The following is a 15,278-nucleotide window of genomic DNA, read 5'->3' as shown; positions in this document are numbered from 1 at the left end:
GATAACGACTGTTAGTACAGCGAAGGGAATTGGGCGGCTCACAATGGCTGATTTCGCGGCGCGGCTGAACAAGCTGTTCGAAACCGTGCATCCCCCGGGGCGTAAGCCGCACACCAACGCGGAGGTTGCGGCGGCGCTGACGGCCTCCGGACATCCGATCTCGAAACCGTACCTGTCGCAGTTGCGGTCGGGACAACGGACGAACCCGTCGGATGAGACGGTGGCCGCCCTGGCGAAGTTCTTCAAGGTCAAGCCGGACTACTTCTTCAACGACATCTATGCCGCCAAGATCGATCACGATCTGGAGCTGCTGTCCCAGCTGCAGGGCTACGGACTGCGGCGGCTGTCGAGTAGAGCGTTCGACTTGTCCGAAGAATCACAGAACCTGCTCACGTCCATGGCGGAGAAGTTGCGGGCCAGCGAAGGCTTGCCCGAAATTCCTCCGGACGGCACCGAATAGGTTCTCCTGCACGGCAGCACAGTGCGACCCAGTGGGTCGCACTGTGCTGTGTTATGCACATGCAAATGTGCGTGCAGCACACAACCGGCGCGCGGCGTGCCCGAGAATTACGGGCACGTACGCGCTCCGGCCTTCGCTGTGGTCCGGATCACATGCCCGCATAACCGCTTTCGGCGCGATAGAGCGGTCTACGTTCGCGCCGAACGAGATTCCCGGTCCAACCGGTCTGTCCGAAAAGTCCGATCAGTAGCGCTATTGCGTCGGATTGATCGTATTCGCGCGAAGTCGATCAATTTCGCGCGGCCACGGACGCGGTGGCCCGATACGCCCGCGCGATGGCCTGAACCCATCCCCGAGGACTAATGCCTTCCGGCGGAGCAATCCATCGGGCGTCCACCGCGAACTCCCCCGCGGGATCGCGCGCCCACCGCGCGACCCGATCGGCCCGTTCCGGCACCGAGGCGGGCGGCGCTGCGAGTTCCGCCAGCACGAGCCCCCCGCCGGACTGCAGGTACAGTGCGTCGATGATCTGCGCCACCTGGTCGGAAGCCGCGAGCTGCGTGGAGAATCCGGTTTGTTCGTGCGCGACCACTTCGGGGAAGCGCCCCACCATGACCCGGTGCAGCGGGCGGATCCGCCGCATCAGCACCCGTGCCCGCGCCCAGAGTTCCACCACGATCCACACCGCGCCGAGCGCGATGAGCAGGCTCGCGATCCCCCAGACGGGCCAGGCCCAGGCCGGGTCGCCGGGCGCGACGCGGGGCGCGTGCCCGAACGCGCGGCAGACCTGCCACACGGCCAGCACCGCGACCAACCCGGTTCCGGCCGTGTAGAGCGCGATGCCACGGCCGAGTGCGGTCCAGTCCAGATTGCGCAAACCGGTCACGACGACGAACGCGCATCCCCCGGCCACGACCAGCCAGCCGACGGTGAACGACCAGGCCAGCGTGACCACGATCGCGCACAGGCCGATGCCGTAGATGCCGAGACCGATCTGCCGCAGGTTATGCCGCGACACCACGGGCCGAGCCGCGGCGGCGACGACCGAGGTGGCCGCGGCGAACGCGATCCAGCTCGCGGTGACCACTCCCTCCGACAGCCAGCCCGCGTGCACACCGCCGGGAACGAGATTGTCCACGGCGACCGCGATCTCGGGTACGGCGACGGTGGCGGCGAGCGCCACCGCGGCCACCGCGACGACGATGGCCACCCTGGCCGTGGTCGCGGGCTTGACCAGAACCCGTCCCACCCGTGCGCCGGCGGCGATCCAGACCAGCAGAGCCGTCGTCCACAGGATCATCCGAGCGCCTCGTCGAATCGCAGGACCGAGACGCCCGCGCCCCGGTTGTCGAACACGCGCAGCCGGGTCATCAGCATGGCGGCGAACGTCTCGGCCTCCCATTCGGCGAGTTCGTCGGCGCCGTCGTCGACGATCCGCTGGTGCGCGCGCTGGCTGAGCATGTAGGCGATCAGGTCGTCGCTCGCCGCCAAGGTGACCTCGGGCGCGGGCGCGCCCTCGTGATCGAAGACGATGTGCCCCAGTTCGTGGGCGAGGGTGTGCTCGCGGCTCGGCAGCGTCTCGGCCAGCACGATCACGTCGCGGTCGGGGTAGAACCAGCGCTGCCCGCAGACGCCGGGACCCAGCCGCGCACTGGCGATCTCGATCTCGCGGCGCCGCTCGCCCGCGATCGCGCGAACGACTTCGTCGAGGGTGGTCGCGTCGAAGTCGGCCGCCACCGCGCACACCGCGTCGACGGCGGCGGCGACCCGCCGGTAGGACCGTAAGTCACCGCGAATCCGGCTCACGCTCATCGGCGGCCCCTCACGGCCTCGGGAAGAACTGGGCACGGGCAGCGTCGATCCTGGCCTGCGCGGCCGCCGCGCTGTGGAAGCTGATCGCGCCGGACCCCACGCCCGCGAGGGCGAGCGCGATCAATCCGCCGATCACCGGCAGCAGCCGCGGTGCGGGCAGAAGGTCGGCGCTGCTCACCGGGCGGACCGCCGGGGACGCGGGCTGCTCCCGCACCGGTGCGGGCGCGGCAAGATCGGGCGCGGGTGCGGCGAACGGCGGAATCAGCGGCGCGTCGATCGGAATCGGCGAGCTCCACGGCGCCGTGGGGACTGGTACCGGTGGAACGGTCAACGGTGGCAGCGCGGGCGCGGGCGGAACGGTCGCCTGCGGGAGCGGAATCAACAGCAGCAGTAAGGGACTCGCGGAACCGACGGCCGCCGAACCCACTGCGGCGGAACCCGTCGCGGCCGAACCGGTCGCGGTGGAGCCAACGGCCGCCGAACCGATACCGGCCGAGCCGACCGCGGCGGAACCGGTGGTGCCTACGACAGCCGAACCGGTACCGAGCGCGGCGGAGCCGGTGGTGCCCACGACGGCTGACCCGGTGCCGAGCGCGGCGGAACCGGTTCCCAACGCGGCAGAGCCGGTGGTACCCACGACAGCCGAACCGGTCGCCAGCGCGGCCGAACCGGTACCCAGGACCGCCGAACCGGTACCGGCGGCCGCCGACCCGACGGCCGCGGATCCGGTACCGAGCGCGACACCCAAACCGGCCGAGCCAGAACCGAGCACCACACCGAGACCTGCCGAACCGGAACCGAGCACCACACCCAACCCGGCAGAACCGGCGGCCGCCGAACCCGCGGCGGCCGAACCGGTTCCGGCGACCGGGTCGGCAGAGTCGGCTGGATCCGCGCTGGTCTCGGATCGCTGCCCTGGCACCGCCAGCGGGTACCAGGCATCGCCGCTGTCGTAGGGCGGCGGAGCGGGGTCGGCGACGCACGAGGGGCAGGGAGGTCGCGCATCGGCGGAGGCCGCGCCGCCGAGCAGGGCCGAGCCCGCGACAGCGCAGGCTGCTGCCAGCACATGGAATGCGCGAACTACCGCCATGCGCCGAGCCTTCCCCTTATCAGTCGAAGCGCAGTTCTGTGCCCGGTCGCCCTCCCACACGGGACTTTCCAAAACGGATGGGTGCCCATACTAGACCCCGGCCCGCGAACACGCCCCGAAAGGGGTGAAGCCGAATCAGGCCCCGTACACCGGCTCCGGCGCAGGCGCCTTGGCGATCAGATCGGCCACCACCGGGCCGAGCTCGGCCGGGTCCCAGCGCGCGCCGCGATCGACGGCCACCCCGTGCCGCCAACCGTCGGCCAGCGCCACCTTGCCGCCCTCGACCTCGAACACCCGCCCGGTCACCGCCGCCGACTGGCCGCTGCCCAACCACACGACCAGCGGAGACACATTCTCCGGCGCCATCGTGTCGAAGCCGTTCTCCGGTTTGGCCATCATGTCCGCGAACACCGTCTCGGTCATCCTGGTGCGCGCGGACGGGGCGATCGCGTTCACCGTCACGCCGTAGCGGGCGAACTCGGCGGCGGCGGTCAGCGTCAGGCCCGCGATGCCCGCCTTGGCGGCGCCGTAATTGCCCTGACCGACGCTGCCCTGCAGACCGGCGCCGGAGCTGGTGTTGATGATCCGGCCGTCCACGGGGCGGCCCGCCTTGGCCTCCGCACGCCAATATTCGATCGCGTGCCGCATGGTGGCGAAGTGGCCCTTCAAGTGCACGCGGACCACCGCGTCCCACTCGTCCTCGCTCAGGTTGACCAGCATCCGGTCGCGCACGAAACCGGCGTTGTTGACCAGCACGTCCAACCTGCCGAAGGTGTCGACGGCCTGGCGGACGAGCCTGCGAGCGCCGTCCCAGTCGGCGACGTCGTCGCCGTTGGCCACGGCCTGGCCGCCGAGCGCCTCGATCTCCGCGACCACCTGCGCGGCAGGCGTTTCCGCGGTGGCCGCGCCGTCCAGCGTCGAACCGATGTCGTTGACCACCACGCGGGCGCCCGCCGCGGCGAACGCGAGGGCGTGCGCCCGGCCGATGCCCCGGCCCGCGCCGGTGACGATGACGACGCGTCCGGCGCAGATCTGCTCGGTGTCCATACTGTGTCCCTTTCCGATGTGAGCGGGCCCTCCATGGTCACGCTCCGCTGCCGCCTCCGGGCCTGATCGCTCCTGCCCGGTGTCCTTTCCGATCCGAGCGGGGCTCTCCGTGCTCACGCTCCGCCCCACCGCTCCCACCTGTGTTCTTCTTCGTCCCCGGCGTGTTCAGGACTGCTGGTCGGCAGTGGAGGCGGCGAGGAAGGCGGGCCGCTCGCCGCCGCCGTGCACCAGCAGGGTCGCGCCGCTGACGTAGGCGGCCAGCGGGGAAGCCAGGAAAACCGCACAGCGGCCGACGTCGTCGGGGCGGGCCATGCGGCCGAGCGGAATGGTCCGGCCCACCGCGTCGACGCCGTTCTGATCGCCGTAGTGCAACTGGCTCAGCTCGGTGTCCACCGGGCCGACCACCAGTGAGTTCACCCGCACTTTCGGGGCCCACTCGACGGCGAGCGAGCCGGTGAGACTGTCCATGCCCGCCTTGGCCGCGCCGTAGGCCGCGGTCCCCGGCGACGGGCGGTGCCCGCTGACGCTGGAGACGTTCACGATCGAGCCGCCCTCATCCTGCCGCTGCATCACCGCGTTGGCGGCCTGCGCCGTCAGCAGCGGAGCGAGCAGGTTCAGCTCGACGATCTTGGTGTGGAAGTTCTTGCTCGCTTCGGCGGCGAGCGCGAAAGGAGCGCCACCGGCGTTGTTGACCAGATGGTCGAGGCGGCCGTGGCGCGCGGTGATCGTGTCGACCAGCGCGTGCACCGCGTCCGCGTCCCGCACATCGCAGGGCAGGTAGTCGATCGTGCGCCCGTCGACTTCGACCGGCGCATCGGCCGGACGCCGCGCGCACGCCACGACGGTCGCGCCCGCGGCCAGGAATGCCTTGCTCACGCCCGCGCCGACGCCGCGCACACCGCCCGTCACCAGAACGACGCGCCCGGCCAGATCGATTTCGAGTGCCACCGTGCTAACCTACCAAGCAACTGCTTGCTTTGCCAATGCGCTGGTACACACGATGGGACTTGCCATGGGGATCAACCGCCACTCCGAATCGACCGGCATCAGCGTGGTCACCGTCGACTATCCGCCGGTCAACGCCATCCCCACCGACGGCTGGTTCGCCATCGCCGACGAAGTGCGCGCGGCGGGCCGGGATCCGGACACCAAGGTGGTGGTGCTGCGCGCGGAGAACCGCGGGTTCAACGCGGGTGTGGACATCAAGGAGATCCAGAGCAAGCCCGGCCACCAGGCGCTGATCGACGCCAACCACGGGTGCTTCGAGGCGTTCGCCGCGGTGTACGACTGCCAGGTACCGGTGATCGCGGTGGTGCAAGGCTTCTGCCTCGGCGGCGGTATCGGGTTGGTGGGCAACGCGGATGTCGTGATCGCCTCCGACGACGCCACCTTCGGGCTGCCCGAGGTCGACCGCGGCGCACTCGGCGCGGCGACGCACCTCGCACGGCTTGTGCCCCAGCACCTGATGCGCGCGCTGTTCTACACCGCGAGCACCATCACCGCGCAGCAGTTGCACCACTACGGCTCGGTCTATCAGGTGGTGCCGCGCGCCGAACTGGACGCCGCCGCGTTGGAGCTGGCCAAGAACATCGCGGCCAAGGACGGCCGGGTGATCCGGGCGGCCAAGCGGGCCCTGAACGGCATCGACGTGCAGGACGTGCACCGCAGCTACCGGTACGAGCAGGGTTTCACCTTCGAACTCAACCTCGCCGGCGTCGCCGACGAGATCCGCGCCCGGTTCGACGACGACCTCGCGGCGCGCAAGAGCGGGCAGTGAGACGCGGCGCGATCGACGGGCCCGGCGGCGGCAGCGTGCGCGACCACGGAGGGCCCCGAGAGCGCCGACAACCAGGAGAGGAAATACCCATGCGAGACAAGCGGATGTCGCTCGACGAGGTCGTCGGCGAGCTGCGCAGCGGGATGACCATCGGCATCGGTGGGTGGGGGTCGCGGCGCAAGCCGATGGCGCTGGTGCGGGCCATCCTGCGTTCGGACCTCACGGACTTGACCGTGGTGAGCTACGGCGGGCCCGACCTCGGGCTGCTGTGCTCGGCGGGCAAGGTGCGCAAGGCGTACTACGGATTCGTGTCGCTGGATTCGGCGCCGTTCTACGACCCGTGGTTCGCCGCGGCACGCACCTCCGGCGCGCTGGCCGCCCGCGAGATGGACGAGGGCATGCTCAAATGCGGGCTGGAGGCGGCCGCGGCGCGACTGCCGTTCCTGCCGATCCGCGCCGGTCTCGGCTCCGACGTGCCGAACTTCTGGGAGGGCGAGCTGAAGACGATCGAATCGCCCTACCCTGTCGACGGCACGCCCGAGACTCTGATCGCCATGCCCGCGTTGCATCTCGACGCGGCGCTGGTGCACCTCAATCTCGGCGACGCGCACGGCAATGCCGCCTACACCGGCGTCGACCCGTACTTCGACGACCTGTTCTGTCTTGCCGCACAGCGCCGCTACGTCTCGGTAGAGCGGGTGGTGGAGACGGACGAACTGGTGAAAACCGTGCCACTGCAAGCGCTGCTGCTCAACCGCATGATGGTGGACGGCGTGGTCGAGGCCCCCAACGGCGCGCACTTCACCCTCGCCGGCGACGACTACGGCCGGGACGAGAAGTTCCAGAAGCACTACGTGGCAGCTGCGAAGACGCCGGAAACGTGGCAGCAGTTCGTCGACACCTACCTGGCCGGCTCCGAGGAGCAGTACCAGGCCGCCGTACGCCGATTCGCCGAGGAGGCGTGATGACCACCACCGAGACCGTCACCCGCGCCGAGATCTGCGCGGTCGCCTGCGCGGAGATCTTCAGCGGCGCGGGCGAGATCATGGCCAGCCCGATGTCGCCGATGTCGATCATCGGCGCGCGCCTGGCCAAGCTCACCACCGAACCGGACCTGCTGCTGTCCGACGGCGAGGCGTTGCTGCTCGCCGAGACTCCCCCACTGGGCGGCAAAGCGCCGATCGAAGGGTGGATTCCGTTCCGGAAAGTCTTCGACGTGGTGGCCTCCGGTCGGCGGCACGTGGTGATGGGGGCCAACCAGATCGACCGGTTCGGCAACCAGAACCTCTCGGCCTTCGGCTCATTGCGGCAGCCGACCCGTCAGATGTTCGGTTCGCGCGGCGCTCCGGGCAATACCATCAACCACGCCACCAGTTACTGGGTCGCGCGGCACACGAAGCGTGTGTTCACCGACAAGGTCGACATCGTCTGCGGGGTGGGATACGACAAGGTCGACCAGGCCGACCCGGCCTACCGCTTCCATCACCTGCACCGCGTGGTGACCAACCTGGGCGTCTTCGATTTCGAAGGTCCCGGCCACACCATGCGCGCCCGCAGCCTGCACCCCGGCGTCACCGCCGGCGAGGTCGCGGAGAACACCTCGTTCGAGATCGCCGGTCTCGCCGAGGCGGGCGAGACTCGGCAGCCGACCGCCGAGGAGCTGCGGCTGATCCGGGAGGTGCTCGATCCCAAGAAGATTCGCGAAACCGAGGTCCCGTCATGAGCCCACGCCTGCGCACCGCGCTGACCGATCTGGTCGGCGTCGAGCACCCGATCGTGCAGACCGGCATGGGCTGGGTCGCGGGCCCTAGCCTGGTATCGGCCACCGCCGAGGCGGGCGGCCTCGGCATTCTCGCTTCGGCGACCATGACTTTCGCGGAGCTGGAGGCGGCCATCGCGAAGACCAGAGCGCACACCGCGAAGCCGTTCGGGGTGAACATCCGCGCCGACGCCGCGGACGCCCCGGAGCGGATCGACCTGCTGATCCGGGAGAAGGTAGCGGTCGCGTCGTTCGCGCTGGCCCCCAAACAGGACCTGATCGCGAAGCTGAAAGACGCGGGCGTGGTGGTCATCCCGTCCATCGGCGCGGCCAAGCACGCGGTCAAAGTCGCGTCCTGGGGCGCGGACGCGGTGATCGTGCAGGGCGGCGAGGGCGGCGGGCACACCGGCCCGGTGGCCACCACCCTCCTGCTGCCCTCCGTGCTCGACGCGGTGGACATTCCCGTGGTGGCGGCGGGCGGGTTCTTCGACGGACGCGGCCTGGCCGCCGCCCTCGCGTACGGCGCGGCGGGCGTGGCGATGGGCACCCGGTTCCTGCTCACCCAGGAGAGCACCGTTCCCGACGCCGTCAAACAGGAGTACCTGCAACGACAGCTCCAGGACACGGTGGTATCGCTCAAGGTCGACGGCATGCCGCACCGCGTGCTGAACACCGAACTGGTGCAGCGGCTGGAGCATTCCGGCCGCTGGCGGGGACTCACCGCCGCCGTCGGCAACGCGGCCCGGTTCAAGAGCATGACCGGTATGAAGTGGTCCACCATGGTCCGCGACGGCCTGGCCATGCGAAAGACCAAGGACCTCAGCTGGTCCCAGGTAGTGATGGCCGCGAACACGCCGATGCTGCTGCGCGCCGGATTGGTCGAGGGCAACACCGAGGCGGGTGTGCTCGCCGCGGGGCAGGTCACAGGCATCATCGATGACTTGCCCACGTGCAAGGAGCTGATCGAGCGGATCGTCACCGACGCGGTGGCGCGGATCGAGACGATCTCGGCGCTCGCCGGTAATCCGCACCCGGCGGCGGCGCAGTCCGAATGAGGAAACGGCGGCCTCCGGTTCAGACGGTGGCCGCCGTTATCGCTATCGGAAACGACCACCTGCTATCGGGACGACCGCGCGCCGGAATCAGTGCCCCGCGATCGGAGCTTCGACCCGGCGGAATCCAACCCGGCCGGTGACGTTACGTTCGACCGCGACCGCCGATAACGGCGTGTTTGCCACCTGGCTTGGAGGTCCGCGGTCAGCGGCCTACGCTGGACTGACAACGACATACCGGGTTCGCCTGGTATCCGTCGCCGTCGTGCGCCGGTTCGTCCCGCCTCGGGGCGAGACAGGCGAATCGCCGGACTCCATCACTGTCCCCTCCACTCGAGCGGAGGCCGCGATGCCCGCGACGAACGAAATCTCCGTGCGTAGTACCGCTTTCAACAATGGCGACCCGATCCCGGTGGTCTACACCTGCAATGGCAGAAACGAGCCACCGCCGCTGAGCTGGACAGCTCCCCCACAAGCCGCCGGCCTAGCGCTGATCGTGGACGACCCGGACGCCCCCAGCGGCCTGTTCACCCACTGGGTGGTCAGCAATATCCCGCCGACCACGACGTCCACCGACGAGGGGCAGACACCGGCGGGCGGGCTGGTCAGCCTGAACAGCGCGAACCGTGCCGAATACTTCGGACCGTGCCCGCCCGCCGGTACCGGCGTCCACCACTACCGCTTCATCGTGTACGCCCTCTCGCGCCCCGTGCCGGTGGATGCGGACACCCCACCGGACGAGGCGCGATCCGCGATAGTCGACGCGAGCCTCGGCGACGGACAGCTGATCGGCACCTATACGACCGACCAGTGAAAGTCCCGAAGTGGTCGCCGCGCCGGACTGATCGGATCGTTCGACACGGTAGGACGTGGCGCATTGCTTCGATCAAGTACTGAAACCGCTGACGCGCAGAAACTCTGACCCGCTATCGGCAACTCGATGCTGCTGTCCCTGTGCGTCGCAGGACAGCTCGGTAATCGTACGATCGAGAGCCGTTACGGCCTCGACCCCTGCCATCTCGAATGGAATCAACAAGGAGGTCGGTGCGTCCAAGAAGGCAAGATCGCTGATGCAAGAACGCATGGCGTATCACGCAGACAGGGGATTGCATGACCGACACCGCAGGCGCCGACACCGATTTCGCGATTGTCCCGGCCGACGTGTCCGATGCGGGCCGCTATGTCCAGCAGGCCGCGCGAACGCTCATCAACGGCATCCGTTCGGCTGACACCGAGGTGGCCGGGCTCATGGCGACATGGCACGGCCCAGCCGCCGACGCCTACTCCGCGGCATGGGATGAGGCGCGCCGCGGTGCGGTGCGCATCCTCGAAGCGCTGGACGGCATGGGCGATCTACTCGGCGTCTCGGTAGATGCCGTGGTGTCGGTCGACGTCGACCGCGCTGCGAGCACGTCCTCACTGGAGTTGCCATGACGGCGGCGTTCGGTGTGGATCTGGCGCACCTGGACGCCGTGACCGCGCGCATCGGCGGATTGGCCGGATTCACCGAGGACACATTCACAGGGGTGGAGCAGCGGGTGACCGCGCTGCACCGCACATGGACCGGCGCCGCTGCGGCCGCACATGCCGAGGCGCACCGGGATTGGGCCGAAGGTGCGGCCGACGTGCGCGACGGCATCGCCGCGATGCGTGCCGCTGCCGCAGCAGCTCATGCCGCCTACAGCGAGGCGATCAACACCAACATGCGGATGCTGGAGAGCTGAGCCCGCATGACCGTGATGGATCTGGACCCACAAACCTACTATTCGACAGCGACCAGATTGCAGGAAGCCGCGACGAACTGGTTTTCCGCTATCGACGGACGTTTCGGGGCGCTGTCGAATTGCTCCAATATGGCGGGAAGCTATACCGAGGCCCGGGAGTGGGCCGACGCCTACGATAACGGCGCCGCTGAGCTCCTGCGACAGACCACGCTCATCGCCGAAGCGGCGGGAAACTTCGCGTCCGTCCTCCAAACCGTGGGCTACAACTACGCGGTAGCCGATTTCACGGCGACCATCAACGCGGGCGGTTCCGGTCCGGAGAAACCCACCGCATTCCCTCCTGCTGTATACCTGTGCCGCGTTCCACTGCCCAGCGCGGGCGGCCCGGGAAATGGGTTGGTGTCCGATTCGGTCGAGCTCATCGAGAAGATCGGTGTCACCGTCCCGGATGGGGATACCGACAAGTTGCAGGCCGTAGCGGATGCGTGGAAGCAGATCCAAGACGATCCGGCCGTGTCCGGTTTCTCGGATGCGCTCGATCAGATCGCGAAGGAAATCGATCAGAACACCGCCCCGGAAATCTCGCTCGTCGTCCAGAATTTGAACACTCTGCGGGATTCCGCGAACGATGCTGTTGCCGCTTTCGGCGAGTTCTCCACGGCGTGCCTGGACCATAAAGCAGATTTGAAAGAGTTGCGGGACAAGCTGATCGTTCTGCTACAGGACCTCGGCAAGCAGATCGCCGCAGAAGTCGGCATCACGCTGGCGCTGGCGGTGGCCGCGTCGGTGATTACGGCTGGTCTCGGCGCAGCGCTGGGTGCCGCACGGGTCACCCAGATCATCGCGCGATGCTCGGCACCTATTCGTGCGCTGGTCGACGGGTGGAAGATCGCACGGAAGGCCAAGCCGTTCAGCGCCAACCGGCTCGGCGGCCTGGCGCAGAAGGAAAAAGAGCTACAGCGGCTCAAGCGGATGGGCCAGCAGGCGACAACGCCGACGCGGCCTGCCTCCCTCTCTCGCGCCGAGGTGGATGCGATCGCCGATTACTCCGGTTCGGGTCACCAGTACGCAAATATCCCATTGCGGGCCGGGCGGCCCCTCACCCCGGAACAGCAGCGCTATGTCGACACACTCAATTCCGCGTTGGACAAACTGCCCAACCACCAAGGCCCGGTCACCCGCGTAACTGATTTGGACCCTGCCGACCTCAACAAGTACTACGCAGCGTGGCGAAGAAACGAAGGTGTCACAGAGGATGCATTCACCAGCACGTCACCGTTGAGGAATGGCGGCAACGTCCGAGACGGAAATGTAGAATTTCAATACTTCTCGCAAACCGGTAAAGACGTCACACAATATTCCGCGCCCGGCAATCCGGAAGTGCTTTTCAAGACGGGTACCACTTTCCAGCCGACGAACATCACCACCGACTGGACGACCGGCCGAACTATCATTGAAATGATCGAAGTAGTTCCGAAGTAGACAGGAGAAGACTGTGGAGCAGCACGGAAAATTTAGGGCAATCGGAAAGACGTTCGGGGTACCGGTGCATGAAATTCCGCCTGAAGTGAGGGCCGCAGCCGAAGCAGCCTTTGCGGAATTCAATGCGCGACCCCCGCAAGTACATCCGGACGATCTGCCGGAGCGGTTCAAAGACGACTTGGCCGGTACCGAGAAAGACGAGTGGTATCGGCAATCGAACACCGAGGAGGCCCGCGACCGGCGCGAAGCGGAATGGTTGCGCAAAAAGGCGGAGTGGGAGCAGCGCCAGCAGGAACATTCGTAGGCGGGGTGCGCTCGAGCCTCCCGCGATCAGCCACCGGCCGACCCGATGCCGGCCGCGCCACCGTGCTGGGACGGCCTATGGCGGAGGTGTTTCCACCAACTCAACGCGCGCCTGAGAAGCCGGCGATCGGTGCTGCACGAATCAAATTTCCTCGCGAGCCGGATTTGCGGTCCCGGCATTCGATTACGCCGTGATGGCCGGGACTCAGATGGTTGCCTCGTCGGCCAGGCGTTGCAGGTAGGTGGCGAATTGGCGGCGGTCGCGGGGGCTCCAGGTGGCGGTGAGTTGGTCGAAGCAGCGGCGTTGCCAGTCGTGGGAGGCGGTGAGGAGGTCGTGGCCGTCGTCGGTGAGGCTCAGGACTACGCGGCGGCGGTCGTGGGCGGAATCGGTGCGGGTGAGATAGCCGGATGTGACGGCGTCGCGGACCATGCGGCTGGCTCCGGAATGGTCGAGGCCGAGTTGGGTGGCGACGGTGGTGACGGTGGCTTCCTCGGCGGTGCGCAGCGTGGCCGCCACGGCTTCGACGACTTGGACGTGTTGAGCCTGGCGCATGTCGTGGTCTGGTTCCGCCGGTACGCCGGTCAGCGTTTGGTTGATCCAGCGGCGGGACCAGAAACGGACCAGTCGAAAGAGCGCGGGTCCGCCGTCGATCTCGGGAACGTCGGCGCTGGAGCGGTTCACGGCCGCCAACCTACCAGCACTCGGGTGCGGACATGGCTCGACATTACGTGCGATGCGCACATATATTTGTGTGCGTATCACACACAAATGAACGGAGGGCACCATGTCCATCGTCCTGAATCACACGATCGTCCCTGCGGCCGACGAACAGGTGGCGGCGAGTTTCTTCGCCGAGTTACTCGGGCTGGAGGTGGCGGCTCCGGCGGGGGCGTTCGCGCCGGTGCGGGTCAACGAAGACCTGACTTTCGACTTCGATCAACGCGGGCAGGTCGAGCCCGGTCACTACGCGTTCTTGGTCGATGACGAAACCTTCGACGCGGTGTTGGAACGCCTGTCGGCATGGGCGGACGTCGACTACGGGTCCGGCCCGGAGTACGGATGGGACCGGAAGATCAATCGCCTCGGCGGAGGTCGAGGAGTCTATGTGCGCGACCCCAATGGGCACAGCTATGAACTGTTCACCGCGGTGCCGTGAGCTGAGCCCCGCGCCAACTCTCGACAGAAGCCGATGCCCCCGGAGCCGTATGGGTTCCGGGGCATCGTTGATCAATCACATTCACGCGTGACCGACTCAGGCGTCTGCTCGCCTGAACTTCCCAGCGTGTAAGCCCGCTGTGAACGCGTCCCACTCATCGGCGGTGAAGACGAGCGCGGGACCGGTCGGGTTCTTGGAGTCACGCACGCCGACGTGGTCTCCGTCCAGGAAAGCGACTTCGACGCAGTCGGAATGGGTGCCGCTGTAGCTGCTTTTGAACCACTGAGCCCCCAACACTTTGGCTACCACACCAAACCCCTCAGCTCGGCACACTTACAGCAGAATGCAACGACTATTGCCGCCGCAGGTCACCAGCGACGAGGTGCCCGGTGAACGCGTCCCAGGCTCCCGGCTGGAACACAAGCGCTGGGCCGCTCGGGTTCTTGGAGTCTCGCACGCCGACCTGACCGTCCGCGAGGAATGCGACCTCGACACAATCCGCCTGGGTCGCACTATGGCTGCTCTTGAACCAATCTGCCTTGGACAGGTCAGCAGTCATGCCTGTAACTCCTTCGCCACCTGCCGCAGCAGGCTCCTACTCGCAGCCTCGTCCAACGAGGCCCGCCGGAGACAATCGTGCACCCAAGCGTACCGCTGAATGTCCTCATCCTTTTCGAGATACAGGCAACCGGTGAAGTTCTCCAAGTACACAACCGGTGGCTCGACAGCCCTGTCTTTGGAATCGTCACCGAACTCCAGGATCGCGTACTGCCCCACCGGGTGACCGATCGGAGCACCGGCAGCAAACGGCAGCACTCGAATCGTCACGTTGGGCATCTTCCCGATCTCCGCCAGATGGTGAAGTTGTGGTGCCATGACACGGTCACCACCGACAGCGCTTCGCAGCGCGCACTCATGAAGCACGACCTCGAGCTCGATCGGCCGCCGCTTCCGAGTGACGATCGTCTGGCGCTTCATCCGTAATTCCACGCGCCGCCTCAGTTCATCACTGCTTTCCGCAGGCGTTCCGGCCTGGATCAGCGCGGCGGCATACTCAGCGGTCTGAAGCAGGCCGAGCACCAGGGACGGCTGATACGTCGTCAACTTCCGCGCCGCCGTCTCCAGACCTACGTATACATCGAAGGTCGTCGGAATCAGATTTCCGTACTCGTGCCACCAATTCGGCTCGGCACTCTGCCGCAGCAGTCCGACCATTGCGGCGGACATTTCTTCGGACAGGTCCAGTACCTCGCAGATCGCCTGTAGATCGCGCACTTTCAGGCGCGTCGCCTGCCCGGTCTCGAGTCGTTGCAGTCCAGATGAACTCAGATCTGTAAGGCAGGCCATCCGCTCGAGTGACATGTTCACCGCCGTCCGCGCTTCCCGGAGATAGCGCCCCAGTTGGCGCCTCGGCAGAGTCGAGCCGGTATCGGTCACAGTAGGTCCCCTTCCTCATGCGATTTCGACCCGTACTGGGTGTCGGCTACGACCCGGCACGGGATTTGCTCTGGACCTTCGGCCGAGTTCGTCTGGGATACCCAGACTTCGGACTCCGCGCAGGTCAAAGGTGTTTTGCTGACTCCGCGCCCAGGAGGGGGCCACCCCGATTTCCCAC

General features: G+C 67.3%; 20 protein-coding genes. 11 read left to right on the top strand and 9 right to left on the bottom strand.

The genetic code is table 11. The features are described 5' to 3' along the window. Positions 1 to 43 precede the first annotated feature (43 nt). Positions 44 to 460, top strand: coding sequence for a helix-turn-helix domain-containing protein (locus LTT66_RS15675; protein ID WP_011207048.1), 417 nt, complete (start codon positions 44 to 46; stop codon positions 458 to 460). Between the two features lie 289 nt (positions 461 to 749). On the opposite strand, the gene LTT66_RS15670 is transcribed toward LTT66_RS15675, so the two are convergent. The 5 genes from LTT66_RS15670 to LTT66_RS15650 form a co-directional block, all read right to left on the bottom strand. Then, the gene (locus LTT66_RS15670) at positions 750 to 1,760 is read right to left on the bottom strand and encodes a hypothetical protein (RefSeq protein WP_233068197.1); all 1,011 of its coding nucleotides are present in this window, start codon (positions 1,758 to 1,760) and stop codon (positions 750 to 752) included. Then, positions 1,757 to 2,272: an ImmA/IrrE family metallo-endopeptidase gene (locus LTT66_RS15665; RefSeq protein ID WP_233068195.1), complete on the bottom strand. Its 516-nt coding sequence runs from the start codon at positions 2,270 to 2,272 to the stop codon at positions 1,757 to 1,759. The genes LTT66_RS15670 and LTT66_RS15665 overlap by 4 nt, the downstream gene beginning before the upstream one ends. Positions 2,273 to 2,282: 10 nt before the next feature. Then, positions 2,283 to 3,362 carry a hypothetical protein gene (locus tag LTT66_RS15660; protein ID WP_233068193.1) on the bottom strand — a complete coding sequence of 360 codons (1,080 nt, stop codon included), beginning with the start codon at positions 3,360 to 3,362 and terminating at the stop codon, positions 2,283 to 2,285. Between the two features lie 135 nt (positions 3,363 to 3,497). After that, entirely contained in the window at positions 3,498 to 4,409 is a 912-nt protein-coding gene (locus tag LTT66_RS15655) for an SDR family oxidoreductase (protein ID WP_195066652.1), read from the bottom strand. A 165-nt stretch (positions 4,410 to 4,574) separates the two neighbouring features. Next, entirely contained in the window at positions 4,575 to 5,357 is a 783-nt protein-coding gene (locus tag LTT66_RS15650; RefSeq protein ID WP_233068192.1) for an SDR family oxidoreductase, read from the bottom strand. Positions 5,358 to 5,421: 64 nt separating this feature from the next. On the opposite strand from LTT66_RS15650, the gene LTT66_RS15645 reads away from it, so the two are divergent. The 9 genes from LTT66_RS15645 to LTT66_RS15605 all read left to right on the top strand — a co-directional run bounded on the left by LTT66_RS15645 (position 5,422) and on the right by LTT66_RS15605 (position 12,507). After that, a complete protein-coding gene (locus LTT66_RS15645) occupies positions 5,422 to 6,186 on the top strand; it encodes an enoyl-CoA hydratase family protein (RefSeq protein ID WP_043686286.1) in 765 nt (254 codons plus the stop codon). An 89-nt stretch (positions 6,187 to 6,275) separates the two neighbouring features. Beyond that, the gene (locus LTT66_RS15640) at positions 6,276 to 7,151 is read left to right on the top strand and encodes a CoA transferase subunit A (protein ID WP_233068190.1); all 876 of its coding nucleotides are present in this window, start codon (positions 6,276 to 6,278) and stop codon (positions 7,149 to 7,151) included. Beyond that, the gene (locus LTT66_RS15635; RefSeq protein ID WP_233068188.1) at positions 7,151 to 7,909 is read left to right on the top strand and encodes a CoA-transferase subunit beta; all 759 of its coding nucleotides are present in this window, start codon (positions 7,151 to 7,153) and stop codon (positions 7,907 to 7,909) included. Before LTT66_RS15640 ends, LTT66_RS15635 begins: the two co-directional genes overlap by 1 nt. Beyond that, positions 7,906 to 9,000, top strand: coding sequence for an NAD(P)H-dependent flavin oxidoreductase (locus tag LTT66_RS15630; RefSeq protein ID WP_233068186.1), 1,095 nt, complete (start codon positions 7,906 to 7,908; stop codon positions 8,998 to 9,000). The genes LTT66_RS15635 and LTT66_RS15630 overlap by 4 nt, the downstream gene beginning before the upstream one ends. A gap of 370 nt (positions 9,001 to 9,370) precedes the next feature. Beyond that, complete coding sequence (locus tag LTT66_RS15625) at positions 9,371 to 9,811, top strand: YbhB/YbcL family Raf kinase inhibitor-like protein (RefSeq protein ID WP_233068178.1); 441 nt, start codon at positions 9,371 to 9,373, stop codon at positions 9,809 to 9,811. 296 nt (positions 9,812 to 10,107) lie between these two features. Next, the gene (locus tag LTT66_RS15620) at positions 10,108 to 10,431 is read left to right on the top strand and encodes a WXG100 family type VII secretion target (RefSeq protein ID WP_195094740.1); all 324 of its coding nucleotides are present in this window, start codon (positions 10,108 to 10,110) and stop codon (positions 10,429 to 10,431) included. After that, positions 10,428 to 10,721, top strand: coding sequence for a WXG100 family type VII secretion target (locus tag LTT66_RS15615; protein ID WP_195150901.1), 294 nt, complete (start codon positions 10,428 to 10,430; stop codon positions 10,719 to 10,721). The genes LTT66_RS15620 and LTT66_RS15615 overlap by 4 nt, the downstream gene beginning before the upstream one ends. 6 nt (positions 10,722 to 10,727) lie before the next feature. Beyond that, complete coding sequence (locus tag LTT66_RS15610; protein WP_233068175.1) at positions 10,728 to 12,203, top strand: hypothetical protein; 1,476 nt, start codon at positions 10,728 to 10,730, stop codon at positions 12,201 to 12,203. 13 nt (positions 12,204 to 12,216) lie between these two features. Then, positions 12,217 to 12,507: a hypothetical protein gene (locus tag LTT66_RS15605; protein WP_233068166.1), complete on the top strand. Its 291-nt coding sequence runs from the start codon at positions 12,217 to 12,219 to the stop codon at positions 12,505 to 12,507. 204 nt (positions 12,508 to 12,711) lie between these two features. Here the strand turns inward: LTT66_RS15605 and LTT66_RS15600 are convergent, their stop codons facing one another. Next, entirely contained in the window at positions 12,712 to 13,188 is a 477-nt protein-coding gene (locus tag LTT66_RS15600) for a MarR family winged helix-turn-helix transcriptional regulator (protein WP_233068164.1), read from the bottom strand. A 103-nt stretch (positions 13,189 to 13,291) separates the two neighbouring features. Between LTT66_RS15600 and LTT66_RS15595 the strand changes: the two genes are divergently transcribed. Beyond that, positions 13,292 to 13,663, top strand: a complete 372-nt coding sequence (locus LTT66_RS15595; protein ID WP_233068162.1) for a VOC family protein — start codon at positions 13,292 to 13,294, stop codon at positions 13,661 to 13,663. A gap of 96 nt (positions 13,664 to 13,759) precedes the next feature. Here the strand turns inward: LTT66_RS15595 and LTT66_RS15590 are convergent, their stop codons facing one another. The 3 genes from LTT66_RS15590 to LTT66_RS15580 are packed head-to-tail and all read right to left on the bottom strand — an operon-like array spanning position 13,760 to position 15,100. Then, complete coding sequence (locus LTT66_RS15590; RefSeq protein ID WP_233068160.1) at positions 13,760 to 13,972, bottom strand: DUF397 domain-containing protein; 213 nt, start codon at positions 13,970 to 13,972, stop codon at positions 13,760 to 13,762. A 43-nt stretch (positions 13,973 to 14,015) separates the two neighbouring features. After that, entirely contained in the window at positions 14,016 to 14,222 is a 207-nt protein-coding gene (locus LTT66_RS15585) for a DUF397 domain-containing protein (RefSeq protein ID WP_233068158.1), read from the bottom strand. Next, complete coding sequence (locus tag LTT66_RS15580; RefSeq protein WP_233068155.1) at positions 14,219 to 15,100, bottom strand: helix-turn-helix domain-containing protein; 882 nt, start codon at positions 15,098 to 15,100, stop codon at positions 14,219 to 14,221. The genes LTT66_RS15585 and LTT66_RS15580 overlap by 4 nt, the downstream gene beginning before the upstream one ends. Between the last annotated feature and the right edge of the window lie 178 nt (positions 15,101 to 15,278).

Source organism: Nocardia gipuzkoensis (genome assembly GCF_021183645.1).
GTDB classification, from domain to species: Bacteria; Actinomycetota; Actinomycetes; order Mycobacteriales; family Mycobacteriaceae; genus Nocardia; species Nocardia abscessus.
This window is presented reverse-complemented; position numbering and strand designations above follow the sequence as displayed.

Excerpts from the sequence above, each read along its gene's own strand:
- LTT66_RS15585 (WP_233068158.1), bottom strand. The coding sequence starts at position 14,222 with ATGACTGCTGACCTGTCCAAGGCAGATTGGTTCAAGAGCAGCCATAGT.
- LTT66_RS15595 (WP_233068162.1), top strand. The coding sequence starts at position 13,292 with ATGTCCATCGTCCTGAATCACACGATCGTCCCTGCGGCCGACGAACAG.
- LTT66_RS15630 (WP_233068186.1), top strand. The coding sequence starts at position 7,906 with ATGAGCCCACGCCTGCGCACCGCGCTGACCGATCTGGTCGGCGTCGAG.
- LTT66_RS15665 (WP_233068195.1), bottom strand. The coding sequence starts at position 2,272 with ATGAGCGTGAGCCGGATTCGCGGTGACTTACGGTCCTACCGGCGGGTC.
- LTT66_RS15615 (WP_195150901.1), top strand. The coding sequence starts at position 10,428 with ATGACGGCGGCGTTCGGTGTGGATCTGGCGCACCTGGACGCCGTGACC.
- LTT66_RS15635 (WP_233068188.1), top strand. The coding sequence starts at position 7,151 with ATGACCACCACCGAGACCGTCACCCGCGCCGAGATCTGCGCGGTCGCC.
- LTT66_RS15620 (WP_195094740.1), top strand. The coding sequence starts at position 10,108 with ATGACCGACACCGCAGGCGCCGACACCGATTTCGCGATTGTCCCGGCC.
- LTT66_RS15640 (WP_233068190.1), top strand. The coding sequence starts at position 6,276 with ATGCGAGACAAGCGGATGTCGCTCGACGAGGTCGTCGGCGAGCTGCGC.
- LTT66_RS15610 (WP_233068175.1), top strand. The coding sequence starts at position 10,728 with ATGACCGTGATGGATCTGGACCCACAAACCTACTATTCGACAGCGACC.
- LTT66_RS15670 (WP_233068197.1), bottom strand. The coding sequence starts at position 1,760 with ATGATCCTGTGGACGACGGCTCTGCTGGTCTGGATCGCCGCCGGCGCA.
- LTT66_RS15645 (WP_043686286.1), top strand. The coding sequence starts at position 5,422 with ATGGGGATCAACCGCCACTCCGAATCGACCGGCATCAGCGTGGTCACC.
- LTT66_RS15675 (WP_011207048.1), top strand. The coding sequence starts at position 44 with ATGGCTGATTTCGCGGCGCGGCTGAACAAGCTGTTCGAAACCGTGCAT.
- LTT66_RS15660 (WP_233068193.1), bottom strand. The coding sequence starts at position 3,362 with ATGGCGGTAGTTCGCGCATTCCATGTGCTGGCAGCAGCCTGCGCTGTC.
- LTT66_RS15655 (WP_195066652.1), bottom strand. The coding sequence starts at position 4,409 with ATGGACACCGAGCAGATCTGCGCCGGACGCGTCGTCATCGTCACCGGC.